Origin of the sequence: Pseudomonas sp. AB6, assembly GCF_034314105.1 — a bacterium.
Classification (GTDB): Bacteria; Pseudomonadota; Gammaproteobacteria; order Pseudomonadales; family Pseudomonadaceae; genus Aquipseudomonas.
Window position 1 is genome coordinate 418,259 of sequence record NZ_JAVIWJ010000001.1, and the last position, 20,893, is coordinate 439,151.

At 54.9% G+C, this 20,893-nt stretch carries 18 protein-coding genes; 7 read left to right on the forward strand and 11 right to left on the reverse strand.

Features of this window, described 5'->3' with window-relative positions:
• Positions 1-119: 119 nt before the first annotated feature.
• The 11 genes from RGW60_RS02015 to map all read right to left on the reverse strand — a co-directional run bounded on the left by RGW60_RS02015 (position 120) and on the right by map (position 14,453).
• Positions 120-1,505 (reverse strand): UDP-glucose/GDP-mannose dehydrogenase family protein, encoded by a 1,386-nt coding sequence (locus tag RGW60_RS02015; protein ID WP_322201664.1) that lies wholly within the window; start codon positions 1,503-1,505, stop codon positions 120-122.
• Complete coding sequence (gene arnF / locus RGW60_RS02020; protein WP_322201666.1) at positions 1,502-1,915, reverse strand: 4-amino-4-deoxy-L-arabinose-phosphoundecaprenol flippase subunit ArnF; 414 nt, start codon at positions 1,913-1,915, stop codon at positions 1,502-1,504. Before arnF ends, RGW60_RS02015 begins: the two co-directional genes overlap by 4 nt.
• The gene (arnE, locus tag RGW60_RS02025; RefSeq protein ID WP_322201668.1) at positions 1,912-2,256 is read right to left on the reverse strand and encodes a 4-amino-4-deoxy-L-arabinose-phosphoundecaprenol flippase subunit ArnE; all 345 of its coding nucleotides are present in this window, start codon (positions 2,254-2,256) and stop codon (positions 1,912-1,914) included. Before arnE ends, arnF begins: the two co-directional genes overlap by 4 nt.
• The gene (arnT, locus tag RGW60_RS02030; protein WP_322201670.1) at positions 2,253-3,899 is read right to left on the reverse strand and encodes a lipid IV(A) 4-amino-4-deoxy-L-arabinosyltransferase; all 1,647 of its coding nucleotides are present in this window, start codon (positions 3,897-3,899) and stop codon (positions 2,253-2,255) included. Before arnT ends, arnE begins: the two co-directional genes overlap by 4 nt.
• Positions 3,896-4,780 (reverse strand): 4-deoxy-4-formamido-L-arabinose-phosphoundecaprenol deformylase, encoded by an 885-nt coding sequence (gene arnD, locus RGW60_RS02035; protein ID WP_322201672.1) that lies wholly within the window; start codon positions 4,778-4,780, stop codon positions 3,896-3,898. Before arnD ends, arnT begins: the two co-directional genes overlap by 4 nt.
• Positions 4,780-6,771: a bifunctional UDP-4-amino-4-deoxy-L-arabinose formyltransferase/UDP-glucuronic acid oxidase ArnA gene (gene arnA / locus RGW60_RS02040; RefSeq protein ID WP_322201674.1), complete on the reverse strand. Its 1,992-nt coding sequence runs from the start codon at positions 6,769-6,771 to the stop codon at positions 4,780-4,782. The genes arnD and arnA overlap by 1 nt, the downstream gene beginning before the upstream one ends.
• Complete coding sequence (gene arnC, locus RGW60_RS02045; protein ID WP_322201676.1) at positions 6,768-7,784, reverse strand: undecaprenyl-phosphate 4-deoxy-4-formamido-L-arabinose transferase; 1,017 nt, start codon at positions 7,782-7,784, stop codon at positions 6,768-6,770. The genes arnA and arnC overlap by 4 nt, the downstream gene beginning before the upstream one ends.
• Positions 7,781-8,929 (reverse strand): UDP-4-amino-4-deoxy-L-arabinose aminotransferase, encoded by a 1,149-nt coding sequence (arnB, locus tag RGW60_RS02050; protein WP_322201678.1) that lies wholly within the window; start codon positions 8,927-8,929, stop codon positions 7,781-7,783. Before arnB ends, arnC begins: the two co-directional genes overlap by 4 nt.
• 717 nt (positions 8,930-9,646) lie before the next feature.
• Positions 9,647-10,840, reverse strand: a complete 1,194-nt coding sequence (gene dapC, locus RGW60_RS02055; protein ID WP_322201680.1) for a succinyldiaminopimelate transaminase — start codon at positions 10,838-10,840, stop codon at positions 9,647-9,649.
• A 65-nt stretch (positions 10,841-10,905) separates the two neighbouring features.
• Entirely contained in the window at positions 10,906-13,605 is a 2,700-nt protein-coding gene (locus tag RGW60_RS02060) for a [protein-PII] uridylyltransferase (RefSeq protein ID WP_322201682.1), read from the reverse strand.
• Between the two features lie 59 nt (positions 13,606-13,664).
• Entirely contained in the window at positions 13,665-14,453 is a 789-nt protein-coding gene (gene map / locus RGW60_RS02065) for a type I methionyl aminopeptidase (protein WP_322201684.1), read from the reverse strand.
• Positions 14,454-14,787: 334 nt separating this feature from the next.
• On the opposite strand from map, the gene rpsB reads away from it, so the two are divergent.
• The 7 genes from rpsB to ispC all read left to right on the forward strand — a co-directional run bounded on the left by rpsB (position 14,788) and on the right by ispC (position 20,856).
• Positions 14,788-15,531, forward strand: a complete 744-nt coding sequence (gene rpsB / locus RGW60_RS02070; protein ID WP_322201686.1) for a 30S ribosomal protein S2 — start codon at positions 14,788-14,790, stop codon at positions 15,529-15,531.
• Between the two features lie 182 nt (positions 15,532-15,713).
• Positions 15,714-16,577: a translation elongation factor Ts gene (gene tsf, locus RGW60_RS02075; protein WP_322201688.1), complete on the forward strand. Its 864-nt coding sequence runs from the start codon at positions 15,714-15,716 to the stop codon at positions 16,575-16,577.
• Between the two features lie 206 nt (positions 16,578-16,783).
• Positions 16,784-17,527 (forward strand): UMP kinase, encoded by a 744-nt coding sequence (gene pyrH / locus RGW60_RS02080; RefSeq protein WP_003440426.1) that lies wholly within the window; start codon positions 16,784-16,786, stop codon positions 17,525-17,527.
• Positions 17,524-18,081 (forward strand): ribosome recycling factor, encoded by a 558-nt coding sequence (gene frr / locus RGW60_RS02085; protein ID WP_322201690.1) that lies wholly within the window; start codon positions 17,524-17,526, stop codon positions 18,079-18,081. The genes pyrH and frr overlap by 4 nt, the downstream gene beginning before the upstream one ends.
• A gap of 17 nt (positions 18,082-18,098) precedes the next feature.
• The gene (gene uppS, locus RGW60_RS02090; RefSeq protein WP_322201692.1) at positions 18,099-18,854 is read left to right on the forward strand and encodes a polyprenyl diphosphate synthase; all 756 of its coding nucleotides are present in this window, start codon (positions 18,099-18,101) and stop codon (positions 18,852-18,854) included.
• Positions 18,854-19,669 (forward strand): phosphatidate cytidylyltransferase, encoded by an 816-nt coding sequence (locus RGW60_RS02095; RefSeq protein WP_322201694.1) that lies wholly within the window; start codon positions 18,854-18,856, stop codon positions 19,667-19,669. Before uppS ends, RGW60_RS02095 begins: the two co-directional genes overlap by 1 nt.
• Positions 19,666-20,856 (forward strand): 1-deoxy-D-xylulose-5-phosphate reductoisomerase, encoded by a 1,191-nt coding sequence (gene ispC, locus RGW60_RS02100; protein ID WP_322201696.1) that lies wholly within the window; start codon positions 19,666-19,668, stop codon positions 20,854-20,856. The genes RGW60_RS02095 and ispC overlap by 4 nt, the downstream gene beginning before the upstream one ends.
• The last annotated feature ends 37 nt before the right edge of the window (positions 20,857-20,893 follow it).

The window sequence follows — 20,893 nt, forward strand, 5'->3', positions numbered from 1 at the left end:
GGGTATCTCCATATAGCAAAACGTTGCTGCGCTTCAGCTTGAACTCTAACGGGCACCGGACGCACAAAGGGTCAGTACCCGCGAACCAGATACTGGCTGCAGGCACTGACCCCTAATGATTACTGTGCGTTCGCTTCAGTAGCGCTGTTCGCATGCCATTGCTGAAACGGGATTGGCAGGCTGCGAGAGTCGCCACGGCCCATTGGGAAATACGTGAAGCCCTTTCGCGTCATGCGTTCGGTGTCGTACAAGTTGCGTCCGTCAAAAATTACCGGCGCTTTAAGACGTTCCTGCATCAGTTTGAAATCCGGAGCCTTGAACTGTTGCCATTCGGTGCAGACGATCAACGCATCGGCACCACCCAGCACGGATTCGGGGGTGCCCATCAAGCTCAGGCCTGGGTGATTGCCATAGATACGCTGGGTTTCCTGCATAGCTTCGGGGTCGAACGCACGTACGGTTGCGCCCGCCGCCCACAAGGCTTCCATTAACACTCGGCTCGGCGCATCGCGCATGTCATCGGTGTTTGGCTTGAAGGCCAAGCCCCATAGCGCAAAGATTTTTCCGCGTAAATCACCTTTGTAGAACGCATTGACGCGTTCGAACAGTTTGGTTTTCTGCCGTTCGTTAATGGCTTCTACCGCCTGCAGCAAATCGCTGGAGCACTGGGCTTCCTGAGCGCTATGAATTAAAGCGCGCATGTCTTTAGGGAAGCACGAACCGCCGTAACCGGCGCCCGGATAGATAAAGTGGTAACCAATGCGTGAATCAGCACCGATGCCCAAACGCACGGACTCGATGTCAGCGCCCAAGTGCTCAGCCAGCTCAGCAATTTGGTTGATGAAGCTGATCTTAGTGGCCAGCATGCAGTTGGCGGCGTATTTGGTCAGCTCGGCGCTGCGCAGGTCCATGAAAATGATGCGGTCATGATTGCGGTTGAACGGTGCATACAAGTCACGCATGACTTCACGCACTTCGTCGCGCTCGCAACCAATTACGATCCGGTCCGGGCGGCGGCAGTCGGAAACTGCCGAGCCTTCTTTCAGGAATTCAGGGTTAGAGACAATATCGAACTCCAACGGCCGACCAGCCAGGGCCTCTTCGGTATGCAGGCGCAATGCGTCACCAGTGCCGACGGGCACGGTGGATTTCTCGACCAGAATCAGCGGTTCAACCCGATGACGTGCAACCATTTCGCCTACCGCGAAAACTGCTTTTAAATCCGCTGAGCCGTCATCGCTGGAGGGCGTGCCGACGGCGATAAACAGCACCTGGCCGTGCTCAATGGCAAGCTTCTCGTCGTGAGTGAAACGCAGGCGTCCACTTTCCAGGTTTTCCCGGACCAGCGTTGCCAAGCCGGGCTCGAAAATGCTCACGTGACCCTGCTGAAGCTGTTTCACTTTTTCTGCATCGATGTCCATGCAGATCACATCATGGCCGACTTCGGCCAGGACTGTCGCTTGCACAAGGCCTACGTAGCCACTACCTAATACTGTAATTTTCATGCGGAATTCCTGGACCGTGTCGCGGAGCTGCGTTGTGAGTTAATGGTGATGACGCCGAGGATAACCAAGGTCACACCCAATGTTTTGGAAGCGCTGAACTGTTCCTGGAAAACCGGCAGGCTCGCTGCCAGTAAATAAACCAATGCGTAACTGATGCTGAGCAAAGAATAGGCTCGGCCTAGAGGCAGGTCGCGCAATGCGAGCAACCAACACAGCATCGAAAGGGCGTAGGCCAGAATCGCCGCAGAGACGACGCTGATAGCCAGCCTGTCGATACTGCCGTTATTCAGGGTATCCAGCCATTGGGTGGGCGAGGGCAAGCGCGTCATGCTCCAACGCATACCCAGTTGCGCACCGCTGACCAACAACACGCTGCCCATGGCGAATGTGACGCCGCGTCGCAGGTTCATGTGTGTTGGCCCAGCAAAATGACGCCACCGATCACCAGTACTACACCGAACCAGTGGCGGCGGTCGACGGATTCTTTGAACAAAAAGTGCGCCACTAGCGTGATCAAGACAAAGTTCAAGCTAAGCATCGGGTAAGCAATCCCGACTTCAACGCGCTGCAGCACCAACAGCCATAACAATAGTCCGAAACCCAGGCTGGCCAATGCCAGCCATAACCAAGGCGAGCGCAGCGCGAGGCCGAGGCCGACGTGTTGCCCACGCCAACCCTCAACGGCAAATTTTTGCGCGACTTGGCCCAGACAGCTCAACAAACACGCGGCCAGTAACAAAAACAGGGTCATGAGGCGGATTGCGCGAAGATCAGAATCACTATGTTCCCTTCCTCGAATCGCTGACCGTCTTTTGGTAAAAGCTCGATTTCATTGAGGTCGTCCTGACTATTAACTCGCATCACCACCCCGACCTGCCCTTCGCTTCGTGCTATGGCCATCCACTGTTGCACTTTTGCAGAATCGACTTTGCGCGCGGCGGCGTCAGTGTAAGTCAGACCATATTTGACTTCACCCACCGTGTTGTATAGCGCAACGTCAGGTCGCTGAATACGCCATGACAGCGCCGAGGCAGCGCCCAGGTCGTTACTCAGCAGAGTTTTGCTTTGGCTCAGCGCTGCTGCATGCTTGGCAATAAACTGATCGGGTGTTTTGTTGAGCACCACGCTGTTAGGTAGGCTCATCGGAATCAGTGCCACAAACAACCACGCGCCCAGCGCCGGCATGATCCACATGGTCAGCGGTCTGAATACCTGAACAAGGTTAGCGACGATCCAGCCCGCAACTGCAACCACTGCCATTGCAAGGTGCAGCGGCTCGTTTTCATAGACAGGTTTTTTGTATTGCATGTAAGCCACGGCGATCAGAACGATCGAGCCGAGTGCAAGGTTTAGCAACCCATTGAGACGTAGAGCTCGGACGCTGCCACGTTCGAGTCGATCTATCACCGCCTCTCCCATCAGCAGCGCCAAAGGCAGCATGCACGGCATCACGTACGTTGGCAGTTTGCCTCTGCTCAGGCTGAGAAACGCCAGCGGCAACAGTAACCACAGAAGCATGAAGATCGTATTTGGCTGGGCTTTGGACTTCCAGGCCTGTGTGAACGTCGTCGGCAACATTGCGGCCCACGGCAAACTGGCCATGACCATCACAGGAAGGTAAAACCACCATGGTTGAAGATGCTGAGCGTCTTCACCGGCAAAGCGACGAATGTGTTCGTGCCAGAAGAAGAAGTTCCAAAAGTCTGGTTCGCGCTGCTGCACTGCCAATGCCCATGGCAGGCATACCAGCAACGCAATCAGAACCGCCAGCGGGCCGTATATCAACAGTTCGCGAAAGCGTCTCTGCGAAACCATATACGGCAGGGCGATCAACGCCGGTAGCAGCAAGGCGAGAAAGCCCTTAGTCAGGAAGCCCATACCGCATGCGAAACCCACCAATACCCATGCAGCAATTCGTTCGCGGCCGGTGCTATTAACGGCGAGCCACAACCCGACCATGCTCAGGTTGACCCATAGGGTGAATTGCGGGTCGAGATTGGCGTAACCCGCCTGCACGGCGATGAGGCCAAAGCTTAAAAAAATCAGGGCGCACATAAAACTCTTGCGCCGGTCATTCCATAATCGATGTGCGACGGCGTAGGTCAGCATCGCACTGAGGCCGACGCTGAGCGCCGAGGCGATGCGTACGCCAAACAGATTGTCGCCGAAAATCGCCTGGCCGATGGCGATCATCCAATAACCGCCTACAGGTTTTTCGAAGTAGCGCAGCCCCATGAAATGGGGTGACACCCAATTGCCGCTGAGCAGCATCTCCTGACTAATTTGCGCATAACGGGTTTCGTCGGGAATCCACAGGCCGTGGCTACCCAGTGGTAAAAGAAAAGCCAGGAAAAACGCAATTAACAAAAAAGGTAACGCCCAGCGCCCCGTCATGTGCGCTGCACTCCCAGCCAGCCCTCGCGGCCGCTCAGTGTGCCTCTTATCAACTGACCTGCTGGCAGGGTATTGAGCTCAGTCGGCAATAGATTGCCGAGCGGTTGAAACTGGATCTCGCGCGATTTAGCCTGCGCCAGTAATTGACGAAAATCATCGGCCATTAGAATCCCTTCTACTTCTGCGTGAATCGTATAAATGTTCAGCTTCTCGGCGCTGAAACGGTCGAGAATAAATGAGTTAAAGTCTTTTGCGCTGACGTTTGGGCCCACCACTTCATCGAAGGTTGGAAGATCCACCGGAATCTGTGGTGTGCCTAATCGGCCATCCTTAAGCGTAGGGCGAAACAGACTATGGCCGCGACAATCGCTGTTGTAGCGAAAGCCAAACTGTTCCTTAGCTTCCACCACGCGCTCATCGGCACGCCAGCCAGCCGTGGCTGAACAGCCGACGCGTTGACCGGTGATGTCACTCAAGCACTCCACGCCGCGACGAATTTGCTCAATCAGTTGCACTTCGCTCCAACGCCCAGCATTGGCTTGCCAGCCGTGGTGATCCCACGCATGCAAACCGACTTCATGCCCGGCGTCGACCGCTTGACGCATCAGATGACCCAGGTTGCGACCAATGGGTTTCCCTGGCCAGGCAGTGCCGGCCAGAAGAATATCCCAGCCATATAGACTGGCCGCCTTGGAGCGAAGCATTTTCCAAAAGAATTGGGGACGGATGAGGCGCCACAAGTGGCGCCCCATGTTGTCCGGTCCGACACTGAAAAAAAACGTCGCCTTGACCTGTGCTTCATCGAGCATTTCCAATAACCGCGGCACACCTTCTCGGGTGCCGCGATAGGTATCTACATCGATTCGCAGTCCTGCCTGCATCAGCGCTTATCCGCGATTTCGGCCATGGCTTCACGCAGGAAGAAGTCCAAGGTGTTGCCAATGGTCTCACTCATTTCTACCGTCGGTTCCCAGTTCAACAGGCGCTTGGCGTTTTGAATGCTTGGCTTGCGGTGGGAAACGTCTTGGTAGCCAGTGCCGTAGAACGCTTTGCTTTCTACATCGCGGAAACCGGCAAACGGAGGGAAGTTTGCGCGCAACGGGTGAGCTTCGAACTGACGCAGCAGTTCTTCGCCCAACTGACGAATGCTGGCTTCGTTGTCCGGGTTGCCGATGTTGATGATTTGACCGTTACAAGCGTCATTTTCGTTGTCGATGATGCGTGCCAAAGCTTCGATACCGTCAGCGATGTCGGTGAAGCAGCGTTTTTGTTCACCACCGTCGAACAGGCGGATCGGCGTGCCTTCTACCAAATTCAGAATCAGCTGGGTAATGGCGCGAGAACTGCCGATACGTGCCGAATCCAGACGGTCCAGACGCGGACCCATCCAGTTGAACGGACGGAACAGGGTGAAATTCAGGCCTTTCTGGCCGTAAGCCCAGATCACGCGGTCAAGCAGTTGCTTGGAGACCGAGTAGATCCAGCGTTGTTTGTTGATCGGGCCGACCACCAGGTTCGAGGTGTCTTCGTCGAAATTCTGGTCTTGGCACATGCCATAGACTTCAGACGTCGAAGGGAAGATCACGCGTTTGTTGTACTTCACGCAGTAACGAACCAGTTTCAGGTTTTCTTCAAAATCCAGTTCGAAGACGCGCAACGGGTTGCGGGTGTATTCGATTGGCGTAGCGATGGCCACCAGCGGCAGAACCACATCGCACTTCTTGATGTGATATTCGATCCACTCGGAGTGGATGCTGATATCGCCTTCGACGAAGTGGAAGTTAGGGTGGCTGCGCAGGCGCTCTACAGCGTCAGAACCGATGTCCAGGCCGTATACATCGTATTTGTCGTCACGCAGCAGGCGCTCGGACAAGTGGTTGCCAATGAAACCGTTAACGCCGAGGATCAGCACACGGGTACGACGTGGGGCGCGGCCGGACTCGGCACCACGCAGCACAGAACCGTCCACCAAGCCCAATTCGTTAGCCAGTTGCGGACCGCTTAAATAAAGGCCGTTTTCGTTGCGCTGACCGGCTTTGATCACTAGCGAGTCTTCACCACACGCGATGCGCAATGGATCGACGCTGATCACCCGGCCTGGGGCCAGGCCTTCGTTGCCCTTGATGACGTCGGCGCTCCAAACGATCAGCTTGTGCTCGCCAGCTGCGCAGAAAGCGCCTGGGTATGGCTGAGTGACAGCGCGAACCAGATTGAACAATTCTTCAGCAGGACGCTTCCAGACCAGCTTGCCATCTGCTGGGGTGCGACGACCGAAGTAGGTCGCTTTGGATTCGTCCTGAGGTGTTTCGCTCAGTGTGCCCTTGGCCAGTTGTGGCAGAGCTTCGTTCATTAAGTTGGCAGCGGATTCGCGCAGTTTGCTGTGCAAGCTCAATGCGGTGTCGGAACGCTCAATGGCAACCCGTTGCTGGGCCAGAATGCCGCCCGCGTCAGCGCGTTTGACCATGCGGTGCAAGGTAACGCCGGTTTCGGTTTCGCCATTGACCAAGACCCAGTTAGCCGGCGCACGACCACGATAGCGCGGCAGCAGCGACCCGTGAAGGTTGAATGCGCCCTTGCCAGCACAAGCTAGCAGTTCGTCGCTCAGCAGGTTGCGGTAGTAAAACGAAAAGATGAAGTCCGGTTTGAGCTTGGCGATGCGCTCGATCCACAGTGGGTGGTTGGCATCTTCAGGGGCGTGAACCGGAATGCCTTTGCGTGCACACAACTGTGCAACGGAACCGTAGAAGGTGTTTTCCTTCGGGTCGTCAGCATGGGTAAACACGGCGGCGATTTCATAACCTGCGTTCAGCAGGGATTCAATGCCCGTGCAGCCAATATCGTGATAGGCAAAGACGACAACTTTCGGATTCATAACGTGACCTGAGTAGAAGATGAAGATTCTTTTGAGTCGCTAACGCTAACGGAAGACGTGACCGGTTGGCTGCGCAGCACTTTTTCGATGAAAAAGCGCGGGCGGGCACGAACATCGCTATACATGCGGCCTAGGTATTCACCCAGCAGGCCCATGCCGATGAACTGGCCGCCGGTAAACACGAACAATACCGCAAACAATACGAAAGTGCCGTCACCGGCCCAGACTGCGCCGAACAACAGGCGCAAGATGATCAGCATAATTGCAAAGAAGCCGCCCAGTATTGCCATGCTGAAACCGATAATGCTCAGCAAGCGTAGGGGAGTAGTGGTCATACAGGTGATCAAATCGAACATCAGATTGATCAGGCGCATGGTGCTGTATTTCGAGTCGCCGTGTTCACGCTCTGCATGCTGTACAACCACTTCTGTGGTGTGACGTGCGAAGCTGTTGGCGAGAATCGGGATGAAGGTGCTGCGTTCGCGGCAGGCAAGCATGGCGTCTACAACAGACCGGCGATAAGCCCGCAGCATGCAGCCGTAGTCACTCATGGCAACGCCAGTGGAGCGTTGAACCGCAACGTTAATCAGTCGCGAGGGCCAACGGCGCCAAGCAGAATCCTGACGATTACTGCGCACAGTACCGACTACGTCGTAACCCAGAGCTGCCTGTTCTACCAGGCGCGGAATTTCTTCCGGCGGGTTTTGCAGGTCAGCGTCGAGAGTGATGATTACATCGCCCTTGCACTGTTCAAAGCCGGCCATAATCGCGGCGTGTTGGCCATAGTTACGATTTAGGATCACGGCAACGATATGGCTGCCTTCGCGCTCAGAGGCGTCTTGCAGAATCTGCGCGGATTCGTCGCGGCTGCCGTCATCGACCAGCACAATCTCAAACCCATAAGGTAATTGGGCACAAGCGGCCTCGGTACGACGAAGCAGTTCAGGCAAGCTTTCTTCTTCGTTGTAGACCGGAATGACGATTGACACGAACTGAATCGGATAAGGTCTCAAAGGCTTTTTTCCAGAGTAGTTTCAATGGCGCTGGCGACTCGCTCGACGTCGTCGAGGCTCATGTCCGGGAACAGCGGGATTGAGCACAGACGTGTGGAGTTCCACTCGGTGTTGGGCAAATGAACATCCGGGAAACGTTGGCGGTAATAGGTGTGCATGTGGGTGGCGATAAAATGAATGCCGCTGCCGATATTCTGTTCCTGAAGGCCTTTCATGAAGGCTTCGCGGTCAATACCGCACTTCTCAGCGTCAATGCGCAGAATGAACAAGTGCCAAGCGTGTTGCTGTGGGTACTGCGGTACCTTCAGCGGCTGCACTGGCAAGCCAGACAGGCGTTTCAGGTAGGCCTGAGCCAGCACTTCACGCTTGACGTTGATCTCGTCAAGGCGCTGCAATTGGACCAGTGCGATAGCCGCATTCATGTCGGCCAGATTGTACTTAAAGCCTGGCTCGATAACCATTGCCTGCGGTTTGCGGCCATGGGTCATCCGGTCATAGGCATCAACGCCCAAGCCATGAAACTTGAGCGTGCGCACCCGATTGGCAAGCTTTTCGTCGTCGCTGACGAACATCGCGCCTTCGGCGCAGGTCATGTTTTTGATGGCGTGGAACGAGAAGATCGCCGTGCCTTTAGCGCCGACCGGGCGACCACGATAAACAGTGCCTGCCGCGTGGGCCGCGTCTTCAATCACGGTGATGCCGTGGCGATCAGCGAGGGCATACAGTGGATCAAGGTCATACGCAGCGCCAGCGTAATGCACCGGAATAATAGCTTTGGTGCGTGGCGTAATGGCCGCCTCGATGGCTGAGACATCACTCATAAGCGTATCGCGATCTACATCGACAAAAACTGGCGTAGCACCCAGCAAGCAAATCATGTTCGCGGTCGACACCCATGTTTGCGACGGCGTAATAACTTCGTCGCCTGGGCCAATGCCCAGCGCAAGCAGGGTAACGTGCATCGCCCCGGTGGCAGACGACAGCGCCACAGCATGACGGCTGCCCACGCGTTCGGCGAACTGGTGCTCAAGTTCCTGACTTTTTGGGCCGGTGGTAATCCATCCGGAGCGTAGCACCTGCTCTACGGCGGCTATTTCCTCGTCGCCAATACTTGGACGGGAAAACGGAAGGAAACTTTGATTCATGGGATCCTCTGGTGCAGAAAGGCATTGCGGCCGTACATGCAAGCCGTGCGCAATGCCCAGTGGTCAACTGTCTATTTGTTGAAAAACGAGGCTGTAATAACCATAGCGGTAACCGACCCTCGAAAATATCGGTGCAGTGAAGCATAGTTCGGCGCTGGTGAAAATTGCGTTTACATTCCTGGCCTTCGTGCACCGTACAAGTGTCGCCTGATTGGCCCCGTATTTATTGGGCTTTTCGGGTTTAAATCGGTTAAAGGAAACGAGGGTCTACTATTGCCCTTGTTCTAGATGTGCGTGTTTTGTTCGTGGTTTTCCTCCGCATACACTAACAGTTTGAACCTGAACAGTAACTGTCCGCGCAAGATTACAGGACGTTTAGCTTTTAGGGTGTAGTGTTCTACCGTCGGTTAGGTTGTTTTAACAATAGTTAAAATAGGTTTCCGGGTAGCGACTTAAAGCTATTTTTTCCGTTTTGTAGGCATTGCCGAGAACAGCGGCTCCGTTTGCTTGCCTTGCGGGCGCAGCGTCTTGAGCTTTACAGCTTGCGCCGCCATCACTGAATTGGCGACGACACGCTACGTCAGGTGCTTGGGGATCTGGACTTGAGTGAGGCTAATTTGGGGCCAGTCAAGTAGATGAGAATTGATCTAGGGGGTGCATTCGCAGACAAGCCTGCGAATGACTTGGTTTTAGGGTTTTGAAACCGCCGTCCAACAATCAACCTTTGATAAAATCCCGAATCCGCTCGGCGGCTTCGACGCACTCAGTCAGCGGAGCGACCAATGCCATGCGCACTCGGCCGGCGCCTGGGTTAAAGCCGTCCACTTCCCGGGACAGATACGAGCCCGGCACCACGGTCACGTGTTCGGCGACAAACAGGTCGCGGCAAAACTCGGCATCGTCAGTCCCGACCTTCGGCCACAGGTAGAAACCTCCGTCCGGGCGTTGCACATCAAGCACAGGGGCAAGTATCGCCAATACCGCGTCGAACTTCTCGCGGTACAACGCCCGGTTGGCACAAACGTGCTCCTCGTCATTCCAGGCAGCAATGCTCGCCAATTGGGTTTGCACCGGCATCGCGCAACCGTGGTAGGTCCGATACAGCAGAAATGCCTTAAGAATGTCTGCATCACCGGCCACGAAGCCTGAGCGCAACCCCGGCAGGTTTGAACGCTTAGACAAGCTGTGGAACACCACGCAGCGTTTGAAATCCTTGCGGCCCAGCGCCACGCAAGCGCTCAATAGACCAGCCGGCGGTGTCGCTTCGTCGAAATATAACTCGCTGTAGCACTCGTCCGCGGCAATCACGAAGTCGTGCTCGTCAGCCAGTGCGATCAGTTTCTTCAGTGTCTCCAGCGGGACCAGCGCCCCGGTCGGATTGCCGGGCGAGCACAGAAACAGAATTTGGCAGCGCTTCCAGATATCCGCAGAAACGGCGTCGAAATCCGGGTTGAAACCGTTCTCGGCCAGGCACGGCAGATAGTGCGGCTGGGCCCCGGCAAGGAACGCTGCGCCCTCATAGATTTGGTAGAACGGGTTGGGGCTGATCACCAAGCCGTCGTCGCTGCGGTTAACAACGGTTTGAGTGAATGCAAACAACGCTTCACGGGTACCGCTGACCGGCAACACGTTGCGCGCTGGATCAAGCCAGTCGGCAGGTATGCCAAAGCGTCGTTCGCACCAAGCCGTGATTGCTTCGCGCAACGCCGGGATGCCGAGCGTGGTCGGATAAACTGCCATCTGATCGAGATTGGCCGCCAGCGCTTCGGCGACGAACGTGGGTGAGCGATGTTTGGGTTCGCCAATGGACAGCGCAACCGGGCGCTTGTCGGGATTGGGAGTCACGCTGCCGAGCAGGACGCGGAGCTTTTCGAACGGGTAGGGCTGAAGCTGCTGTAGGGCGTTATTCATGGGCGCAAGGTCTCATAAGCGTGGCGCCCAAGGGGCGCTGTCGAGTCGAATCATAAAGGCGGGAGTCAGATACTGAGGCGCATCTCGCCGTGGGGTTCGTAACTGACGTTGAGCTGCTCGACGATGGCATCTTGCAACCGGATGCACAGTTCCGGGTCAGACAATGGTTGGTTGTTCGCGTCTGTAATAAAAAATACGTCTTCCACCCGCTCACCCAGCGTGGCAATTTTGGCGTTCTGCAACGACAGGTCGAAATCCAGAAAGATCTTGCCGATCCGTGCCAGCAAGCCGGGTCGATCCGGCGCGCTCAACTCCAGAATCGTCACCGGGCGCTGAGCGTCGGTAAGGATGGTGACCTGGGGTGCAAACGCAAAGTGCTTGAGCTGGCGCGGAACCCGGCGCTTGATGATGGTCGGGTAATCGTCCGGGTTGCGCAGGGCATCGGTCAGGCCTTCACGGATTTCTTTGATGCGTTGTGGGTTATCCCCAATCGAGCCGCCGTCGGTGTCGAGCACGATGTAGGTGTCGAGGGTGAACTGGCTGCTGGAAGTGATAACGCGGGCGTCATGAATGTTCAGGTTGAGCTGGTCCATGGCGGCCACGGTTACCGCAAAGAAATCATGTTGGTCAGGGGCGTAAATGAAAATCTGCGTGCCGCCTTCGAACTCGCGTTGGGTGGTTTCCCGGATAAGTACCAGAGGACCGCCGTCTGCCGGCTGCTGCAAAATAGCATCGCTGTGCCAGGCCACATCGCCTGCGGTATGGCGCAGGAAATAGTCGTCGCCTAGCTGAGACCAGAGCTGTTCAACATCGTCAGGGTCGGTGCCACTGCGCACCAGAATGTCCAAGGCTGCACTTTGGGTGCGACGGATCTGCTCTTCGCGGTCGACCGGATTTTCCAGGCCGCGACGCAAGGCTCGCTTGGTTTCGGTGTAAAGCTGGCGCAATAAGCTGGCGCGCCAAGAGTTCCAGAGTGTGGGGTTGGTTGCGTTGATGTCGGCCACGGTCAACACGTACAAATAGTCCAGGTGAACTTCATCACTGACAAGCAACCCGAAGTCATGAATGACCTGCGGGTCCGACAAGTCCTTGCGTTGGGCGGTGGTAGACATCACCAAGTGATTTTGTACCAACCAGACGATCAGGCGAGTGTCCCAGGCCGGCAGGTGATGACGTTGACCAAATGCTTGGGCGTCCACTGCACCTAATTCCGAGTGATCGCCGCCACGGCCTTTGCCAATGTCGTGATACAAACCGGCCAAGTAGATAAGTTCGGGTTTGGGCAGTTTGCCCATGATTTTGCTAGCGAGCTGAAACTTGTCCGAGGACTGTGTGTATTGCAGCTTGCGCAAGTGCTTGATCAGGTTAAGGGTGTGGGCATCGACCGTATAGATGTGGAACAGGTCGTGCTGCATCTGGCCAACAATATGGCCAAACTCGGGCAGGTACAGGCCGAGAATGCCATAACGGTTCATCCGCCGAAGGTTGCGGTGGATACCGAATTCACACTTGAACAGCTCAATGAAAAGGCTAGTGATGCGAATGTCGTGGCGGAACTCGTCGTTAATCAAATACCGGTTTTCGCGCAACAAGCGAATGGTGTCGGCGCGAACCCCTTTTATATCCGGGTGTTGAGCCAAGAGCACAAAGATTTCAATCATCGCAAACGGCGTGCGCGCGAACACGTTCGGGTGAGTCGCTTCGATGTAGCCGTCGTGCAACTGGAATCTTGAGTTGATCGGCTGGGTATTGCCGCTTTCGTCCGGCGAAAGAATGACTTCTTCAAAGTGCTGAATGATCAGCTCGCTGAGTTGAGCGATGCTGATCACCACGCGGTAATACTGCTGCATGAAGCGTTCGATGGCTAATTTGGCGTCGCTGTCTTCGTAGCCGAGGAGACCGGCGATACTGCCTTGATGATCGAACAGCAACCGGTCCTCTGAACGCCCAGCTAGCATGTGTAGTGCGTAACGTACTTTCCACAAGAATTCTTGGGACGAGGCGAGCAATTTATTTTCGCTTTCCAGCAAAAAGCCTTCGCCTGCCAGCGCGTGCAGATTCAAGGTGCCGTACTGGCGGCGGGCTACCCAAAGAATCGTCTGAATATCACGCAGGCCGCCGGGCGAACCTTTGACGTTCGGTTCGAGGTTGTATTCGGTGTCGTTGTACTTGTGATGGCGAGTCTTCTGCTCGGCGCGTTTGGCCAGAAAGAATTCTTTGCTCGGCCACATTCTTTCGGGGCTGGTGACCTCTAGCATTCGTCGACGCAGGCGTTCAGGTCCGGCAATCGTCCGGCTTTCCATCAGATTGGTAATGACGGTTAGATCGGCCAGCGCTTCTTGGGCGCATTCGTCTACCGAGCGGACGCTCTGGCCCACTTCCAAACCAATGTCCCACAGCAGCGTAAGAAAGCGCTCTATTGGCTCGCGAAAAATTTCATGGTCGGCGCTGTCGAGCAAAATCAGCAGGTCGATGTCCGAATACGGGTGCAGCTCACCGCGACCGTAACCGCCCACTGCCAGCAGCGCGATATCGGCTTCTTCGCTCCAGTCGAAGTGGTCCCAAGCCTGTTGCAGGATGTTGTCGACGAACCAGGCGCGGTCCTCGATCAGGCGCCGAATCTCGCGACCCGAACGGAAGCGCGCGTCAAGTACCTCGCGGGCCTGACGAATGGCTTTTTTGAAAGCGGCAATGGGGCTTGCTTTCAACGCCAGTTCGGCCTGGAACTGGCCGCGGTCGAATAACTCTGGATCCACCTGCGGCATCGAGCAGCTTTCCTTATATTGATCTGGCCAGTTCAATCGACAAACTTTAGAAGAGTTATTTACGCTAATGCCGATGTTCGAGCGATAGTGTCATCGCTACGCAGCGTAAAGATTTCGTAGCCGTCGGCGGTCACCAAAATAGTGTGTTCCCATTGAGCGGACAGCTTGCGATCCTTGGTTATCGCGGTCCAGCCGTCGCCCAGCAGCCGTGTTTCGGCGCGGCCTTGATTGATCATCGGTTCAATGGTGAAGGTCATCCCTTCCTTTAGTTCCATGCCGGTGCCAGCGCGGCCATAATGCAATACTTGCGGTTCTTCATGGAAGACCGTGCCGATGCCGTGGCCGCAGTATTCACGGACCACAGAAAAGCCGTTCTTTTCAGCGTGCTTCTGAATGACTTCACCAATGTCGCCAAGACGAGCACCTGGACGCACTACCTCAATGCCTTTGTACATGCATTCCTGGGTGATCTTCGACAGACGCTCGGCCCATTCAGGCACTTTGCCGACGTGGAACATTTTGCTGGTATCGCCGTGGTAGCCATCCTTGATAACGGTAATGTCGATGTTCAGTACATCGCCATCCTTGAGCGGCTTCTCATTAGGAATGCCGTGGCATACGACGTGGTTGATCGAGGTGCAAATGGATTTGGGAAAGCCTTTGTAGTTCAGGGGCGCCGGGATCGCCTTCTGCTCATTAACGATAAAATCATGGCAAATGCGGTCCAGTTCGTCGGTGGTCACGCCAGGTTTGACATAGTTACCGATCATTTCCAGTACGTCGGCAGCCAAGCGGCCGGCGACGCGCATTTTTTCGATGTCCTCGTGAGTTTTGATGGTGACAGTCATAGAATTCTCTCGGCGCGACAGAGCGCGGCTCAGCGGGTAAAGACGCGATTCTAACAGAGCGCTAGGTCCGAGGTGATCATCGCTTTTCCTCACCCTAAAAAAGGAGCCGGTCGCAGCGGCCTGGCTGCCCCTGCAGAGCACGTTTTCCGCGGCGTATATTTCGGGTTTCGTTGTCCGGCCTTTTATGATATAAAATGCGCCGCTTTACGGGGTATGCCCCGAGAGCTTAAACCCACACACGTGTCGACACGATGACCTGGGTGCCCTCAGCTTGAAGCTGTTGGTTGGTCATTGGGATACGTGGAGGCCTAACCCGACTTATCAAGGAACTATCATGTCCCAAGTCAATATGCGCGATATGCTGAAAGCCGGTGTCCACTTCGGTCACCAAACCCGTTACTGGAATCCGAAAATGGGTAAGTACATTTTCGGCGCACGTAACAAGATCCACATCATCAACCTTGAAAAAACACTGCCTATGTTCAACGAAGCTTTGGCTTTTGTTGAAAAACTGGCTTCGGGCAAAAACAAGATTCTGTTTGTCGGCACCAAACGTTCCGCTGGCAAGATCGTCGCTGAAGAAGCTGCCCGTTGCGGTTCGCCGTATGTGGATCACCGCTGGTTAGGCGGCATGCTGACCAACTTCAAAACCATCCGTGCCTCCATCAAGCGTCTTCGTGATCTTGAAATTCAGGCAGAAGACGGCACGTTCACCAAGCTGACCAAGAAAGAGGCGCTGATGCGTACTCGCGATCTGGAAAAGCTGGACCGTAGCCTGGGTGGTATCAAGGACATGGGTGGTCTTCCTGACGCACTGTTCGTCATCGACGTTGATCACGAGCGCATCGCGATCACCGAAGCCAACAAACTGGGTATCCCGGTTATCGGCGTAGTCGACACCAACAGCAGCCCTGAAGGTGTTGACTACATCATCCCAGGTAACGATGACGCGATTCGCGCTATTCAGTTGTACATGGGCTCGATGGCTGATGCAGTTATCCGTGGTCGTAACAATGCTAATGGCGGCACCGACGTATTCGTCGAAGAGGCTCCAGCAGCAGCAGTAGTAGAAGGCTGAGTAGCAAACGCCTAGCGTTTACTCAGTACGCGAAAAGGGGGCTTAGCCCCCTTTTTGCCACCTCGAAAACCCTGTTGGCGCCGCCCGCAGTCATGAGCCGCAGCCAGCAATAGTTTTCAAGAATTTGAACGCCCGTCCGTTCGGGTGGAATGGTTTAAGACCTATCCAAGAGGAATTTTGAAATGGCAGAAGTTACTGCAGCGTTGGTTAAAGAACTGCGCGAGCGCACCGGCGAAGGCATGATGGATTGCAAAAAAGCCTTGACTAAGGCTGACGGCGACATCGAAAAAGCCATCGACGACATGCGCGCATCCGGTGCGATCAAAGCCGCCAAAAAGGCAGGTAACATCGCTGCTGAAGGCTCGATCAGCATCAAGGATGACGGCAAAGCCGCTGTTATCGTTGAAGTCAACTCGCAGACCGACTTCCTCGCTCTACAGGACGACTTCAAGGCGTTCGTCGCTGCCAGTGTAGAAAAAGCATTCACTGACAAACTGACTGACGTTGCTCCACTGATCGCCGCTCAAGAGCCTGATCGTTTGGTACTAGTAGGTAAAGTAGGCGAGAACGTTAACATTCGCCGTCTGGCACGTATTGAAGGTGATGTTGTAGGTTCGTACCTGCACGGCAACAAGATCGGTGTTGTTGTTGCCTTGAAAGGCGGAAGCGTCGAGCTGGCTAAAGACATTGCCATGCATGTTGCTGCGAGTGCTCCCGAGTTCTTGCTGCCTACCGAAGTGTCCGCTGAAGCCATTGAACGCGAGAAAGGTGTGTTCATGACCCTCAACGAAGACAAGATCAAAGGCAAGCCACCTGAAATCGTTGAAAAAATGGTTGCCGGTCGTATCAGCAAGTTCCTCGCTGAAGCCAGCTTGGTCAATCAGCCATTCGTGAAAAACCCTGAGCTGACCGTTGGCGCATTGGCCAAGCAGGGCGGCGCTGAAATCGTTTCCTTTACTCGCTTTGCAGTGGGTGAAGGCATCGAGAAGCCAGTTGACAACTTTGCTGAGGAAGTTGCCGCACAGGTTGCTGCAAGCAAGAAGTAAGGCGGCTTTTAACTGTCGCCAAGAAGAGGCTGCCCGCTTACGCGCGCAGCCTCTTCTTCAAATAGGTAAAACGAATTTGTTTTCCTTGAGGAAGTGGCTTACAAGGCTGCATCCCCTCTGACGCTGTCACAGCGTCAACTAGAGTTAGCACAGGCTGAAAACAGCCCGCACAGAATTTTTTTAAAACGCGGCAGGAGAGATTCGCAATGGCTCAGCAGGGCAGTGGTTATCAGGCTCGCTATAAACGCATTCTACTCAAGCTTAGCGGCGAGGCCCTGATGGGCTCGGAAGAGTTCGGCATCGACCCGAAAGTCCTGGATCGCATGGCCCTTGAAGTTGGCCAGTTAGTTGGTATCGGCGTGCAAGTCGGTCTCGTAATTGGCGGCGGTAACCTTTTCCGTGGGGCGGCCTTAAGTGCTGCCGGTATGGATCGAGTCACAGGGGACCACATGGGCATGCTGGCCACTGTGATGAACGCTTTGGCCATGCGCGATGCGCTGGAACGTGCCAATATTTCAGCCATCGTGATGTCCGCTATTTCTATGGTTGGCGTGACGGATCATTACGATCGTCGCAAAGCCATGCGCCACCTCAATGCCAAAGACGTTGTGATTTTTGCTGCCGGTACCGGTAACCCTTTTTTCACTACCGATTCGGCAGCCTGTCTGCGAGCAATCGAAATTGACGCAGACGTAGTGCTCAAAGCGACTAAGGTCGATGGCGTTTACACTGCAGATCCGTTCAAAGACCCGCATGCCGAGAAGTTCGATCATCTGACCTACGATGAAGTGCTGGATCGCAAGCTGGGCGTGATGGATCTGACGGCCATATGCCTGTGCCGTGACCACAAGATGCCGTTGCGCGTATTTAACATGAATAAGCCCGGCGCCCTGCTGAATATTGTGCACGGCGGCGCTGAGGGAACTCTGATCGAGGAAGGCCAACAATGATCAATGAAATCAAGAAAGATGCCCAAGCCCGTATGCAGAAGAGCCTTGAGTCTCTGGCTCATGCATTCAGTCGTATTCGTACTGGCCAGGCCCACCCAAGTATTCTCGGTGGGGTGATGGTGCCTTACTACGGTGCAGATACTCCGCTGAATCAGGTGGCGAACGTTACGGTCAAAGATTCACGCACCCTGCAAGTCGTTGCGTTTGAACGCAACATGTTGGGAGCCGTTGACAAAGCGATTCAAAGTTCAGGGTTAGGTTTCAACCCAACGAACCTGGGCGAGTTGTTGCTGATCTCCATGCCTGCCCTGACCGAAGAGACCCGCAAGGGTTTCACCAAGCAAGCACGCGATGCAGCGGAAGATGCTCGGGTGGCGGTGCGCAACATTCGTCGAGATTCGCTGAGTCAGTTCAAGGATCTTATTAAAGAGAAAGAAATCAGCGAAGACGAAGAACGTCGTGCCGCTGATGACATCCAAAAGTTGACCGACAAGTTTGTGGCGGATATCGAAACCGCTGTGAAACAAAAAGAAGCGGACCTGATGGCCGTATAAAGGGTCAGTGCGTTTTTATGGATAAGACCAAACAGGCTTTACTGTCATCGATACCGCGACATGTCGCGATTATCATGGATGGTAATAATCGTTGGGCGAAGAAGCGTCTTTTACCCGGTATCGCCGGGCACAAAGCTGGCGTAGACGCCGTTCGTGCGGTCATTGAGGTTTGCGCTGAAGCCAAGGTCGAAGTATTGACCTTGTTCGCTTTTTCCAGTGAGAACTGGCAGCGCCCGGCCGAAGAAGTCGGGGCTTTGATGGAGCTTTTTTTCACCGCCTTGCGCCGTGAGACACGGCGCCTGAACGATAACTCCATCAGCCTGCGAATTATCGGAGATCGTTCTCGGTTCCACCCCGAGCTGCAGGCTGCTATGCGCGAAGCTGAATTGCAGACTGCCGGCAACGATCGTTTTGTGCTGCAAATTGCGGCCAATTACGGTGGGCAATGGGATATCGCTCAGGCGGCGCAGCGCCTTGCTCGCGAGGTTCAAGCCGGGCATCTTCAGCCGCAAGACATCACGCCGGAACTGTTGCAAACCTGTTTGGCAACCGGCGATTTGCCGTTGCCGGATTTATGCATCCGTACCGGTGGCGAACATCGCATCAGCAATTTTTTACTTTGGCAGCTTGCCTACTCAGAACTGTATTTCTCCGACCTGTTTTGGCCGGACTTCAAGCACGATGCCATGCGCACGGCACTGGCAGATTTTGCTTCCCGCCAACGTCGCTTCGGTAAAACGAGTGAGCAAATAGAAGCTGGAGCCCGGGCTTAATGTTGAAACAACGAATAATCACAGCGCTGATCCTATTGCCTATTGCCTTGTTTGGCTTTTTTCTCCTCGAAGGTGCGAGTTTTGCGGTGTTCATCGGTGTGGTTGTGACACTGGGTGCTTGGGAATGGGCACGTTTGGCAGGGTTTACCGCTCAGGTCGCTCGAATCATTTACGCGGCTTTGATCGCTGCATTGTTATGGCTTATGTACGTATTGCCGGATCTGGCGCCTTGGGTTCTGGGTGCTGCAGTTCTATGGTGGCTATTGGCAACGTTCCTTGTGTTGACCTTCCCCGAGACCAGTCGTCATTGGTCTAGCGCGGCCTGCAAGTTGGTGATCGGTTTATTGATACTGCTGCCGGCCTGGCAGGGACTGGTACTGATCAAGCAGTGGGAACTGGGTAACTGGTTGATCCTGTCAGTCATGGTACTGGTCTGGGGCGCAGATATCGGTGCGTATTTTTCAGGCAAGGCCTTCGGCAAGCGCAAGCTAGCGGCGAAAGTCAGCCCAGGCAAGAGTTGGGAGGGATTGTTTGGCGGCTTACTTGCCAGTTTATTGATCACCACTGTCGTTGGTATCTTTCGCGGTTGGTCCGGCTCGCAGTTTGCCCTTGGTTTGCTTGGCGCTGCCGTAGTGGTACTGATTTCGGTGGTCGGTGATTTGACCGAAAGCATGTTCAAGCGTCAGTCCGGGGTCAAAGACAGCAGTAACCTGCTTCCCGGCCACGGCGGGGTACTGGATCGAATTGACAGTTTGACGGCCGCTATTCCAGTTTTTGCGGTGCTGCTCTGGTCCGCTAACTGGGGTGTGATGTGAAAAAGCTTCAACAGATCACCGTGCTGGGTGCCACCGGCTCGGTGGGCCTTAGCACGCTGGACGTTATTGCTCGCCATCCGGATCTCTATCAGGTGTTCGCTCTAACAGGCTTCAGCCGATTGAAAGAGCTGCTTGCGCTGTGCGTGCTCCATTCTCCACGGTTTGCTGTGGTCCCGCAGTTGCACTTGGCACGCGGGCTACAGGATGCCTTAGCGGCAGCTGGTCTCGATACACGAGTGCTGGTGGGAGAGGATGGTCTCTGTGAGGTCGCAGCTCACTCACAAGTTGATACGGTGCTGGCAGCCATTGTTGGCGCAGCTGGGTTGCGTCCGACGTTGGCAGCGGTAGAGACGGGCAAGAAGGTTTTACTTGCTAACAAAGAAGCCTTGGTTATGTCTGGTGCTCTGTTCATGCAGGCGGTGCGTCGTAGCGGCGCCGTGCTGTTGCCGATAGACAGTGAACACAACGCTATTTTTCAATGCTTGCCTGCTGACTGTTCCAGTGGTTTGGGCGCGGTCGGCGTACGCCGTATCCTACTGACCGCATCTGGTGGTCCTTTTCGTGAAACGCCTCTTGCAGAGCTGATGAGCGTTTCACCTGAGCAGGCGTGTGCTCATCCAAATTGGTCGATGGGGCGCAAGATTTCTGTAGACTCCGCAACCATGATGAACAAAGGGCTCGAATTGATTGAGGCCTGTTGGTTGTTCGATGCCCGGCCTAGCCAGATTGAAGTAGTGATCCATCCGCAAAGTGTCATCCACTCCATGGTTGATTATGTGGATGGTTCGGTGTTGGCTCAGTTGGGCAACCCTGACATGCGCACGCCGATTGCCCATGCTTTGGCTTGGCCGCAGCGGATTGATTCAGGTGTGGCGCCGCTTAATCTATTCAGCATCGCGCGTTTGGATTTTCAAGCGCCGGATGAAGATCGATTTCCGTGTCTTCGTTTAGCCAGGCAAGCGGCAGATGCCGGTAATAGCGCGCCGGCTGTGCTAAACGCAGCCAATGAAGTTGCAGTGGCAGCATTTCTTGATCGACGCATCCGCTACCCCGAGATCGCGAGTATCATTGACGAGGTTTTGAATCTTGAACCCGTCATCGCAGTTTCAGAATTGGATGAAGTGTTCGAGATTAATTCGAAAGCTCGCGCTTTGGCTGAGCATTGGCTCACTCGTAGCGGGCGATAAAGGCAATTGGCTACAGGTACAGTTCGGCACGGAGGAA

Bases quoted from the DNA above. Each gene is read 5' to 3' on its own strand.
- arnB (WP_322201678.1), bottom strand. From the start codon at position 8,929: ATGAATCAAAGTTTCCTTCCGTTTTCCCGTCCAAGTATTGGCGACGAG.
- RGW60_RS02095 (WP_322201694.1), top strand. From the start codon at position 18,854: ATGTTGAAACAACGAATAATCACAGCGCTGATCCTATTGCCTATTGCC.
- frr (WP_322201690.1), top strand. From the start codon at position 17,524: ATGATCAATGAAATCAAGAAAGATGCCCAAGCCCGTATGCAGAAGAGC.
- map (WP_322201684.1), bottom strand. From the start codon at position 14,453: ATGACTGTCACCATCAAAACTCACGAGGACATCGAAAAAATGCGCGTC.
- RGW60_RS02015 (WP_322201664.1), bottom strand. From the start codon at position 1,505: ATGAAAATTACAGTATTAGGTAGTGGCTACGTAGGCCTTGTGCAAGCG.
- arnA (WP_322201674.1), bottom strand. From the start codon at position 6,771: ATGAATCCGAAAGTTGTCGTCTTTGCCTATCACGATATTGGCTGCACG.
- arnE (WP_322201668.1), bottom strand. From the start codon at position 2,256: ATGACCCTGTTTTTGTTACTGGCCGCGTGTTTGTTGAGCTGTCTGGGC.
- tsf (WP_322201688.1), top strand. From the start codon at position 15,714: ATGGCAGAAGTTACTGCAGCGTTGGTTAAAGAACTGCGCGAGCGCACC.
- arnT (WP_322201670.1), bottom strand. From the start codon at position 3,899: ATGACGGGGCGCTGGGCGTTACCTTTTTTGTTAATTGCGTTTTTCCTG.
- RGW60_RS02060 (WP_322201682.1), bottom strand. From the start codon at position 13,605: ATGCCGCAGGTGGATCCAGAGTTATTCGACCGCGGCCAGTTCCAGGCC.
- uppS (WP_322201692.1), top strand. From the start codon at position 18,099: ATGGATAAGACCAAACAGGCTTTACTGTCATCGATACCGCGACATGTC.
- dapC (WP_322201680.1), bottom strand. From the start codon at position 10,840: ATGAATAACGCCCTACAGCAGCTTCAGCCCTACCCGTTCGAAAAGCTC.
- rpsB (WP_322201686.1), top strand. From the start codon at position 14,788: ATGTCCCAAGTCAATATGCGCGATATGCTGAAAGCCGGTGTCCACTTC.
- arnF (WP_322201666.1), bottom strand. From the start codon at position 1,915: ATGAACCTGCGACGCGGCGTCACATTCGCCATGGGCAGCGTGTTGTTG.
- pyrH (WP_003440426.1), top strand. From the start codon at position 16,784: ATGGCTCAGCAGGGCAGTGGTTATCAGGCTCGCTATAAACGCATTCTA.
- arnD (WP_322201672.1), bottom strand. From the start codon at position 4,780: ATGCAGGCAGGACTGCGAATCGATGTAGATACCTATCGCGGCACCCGA.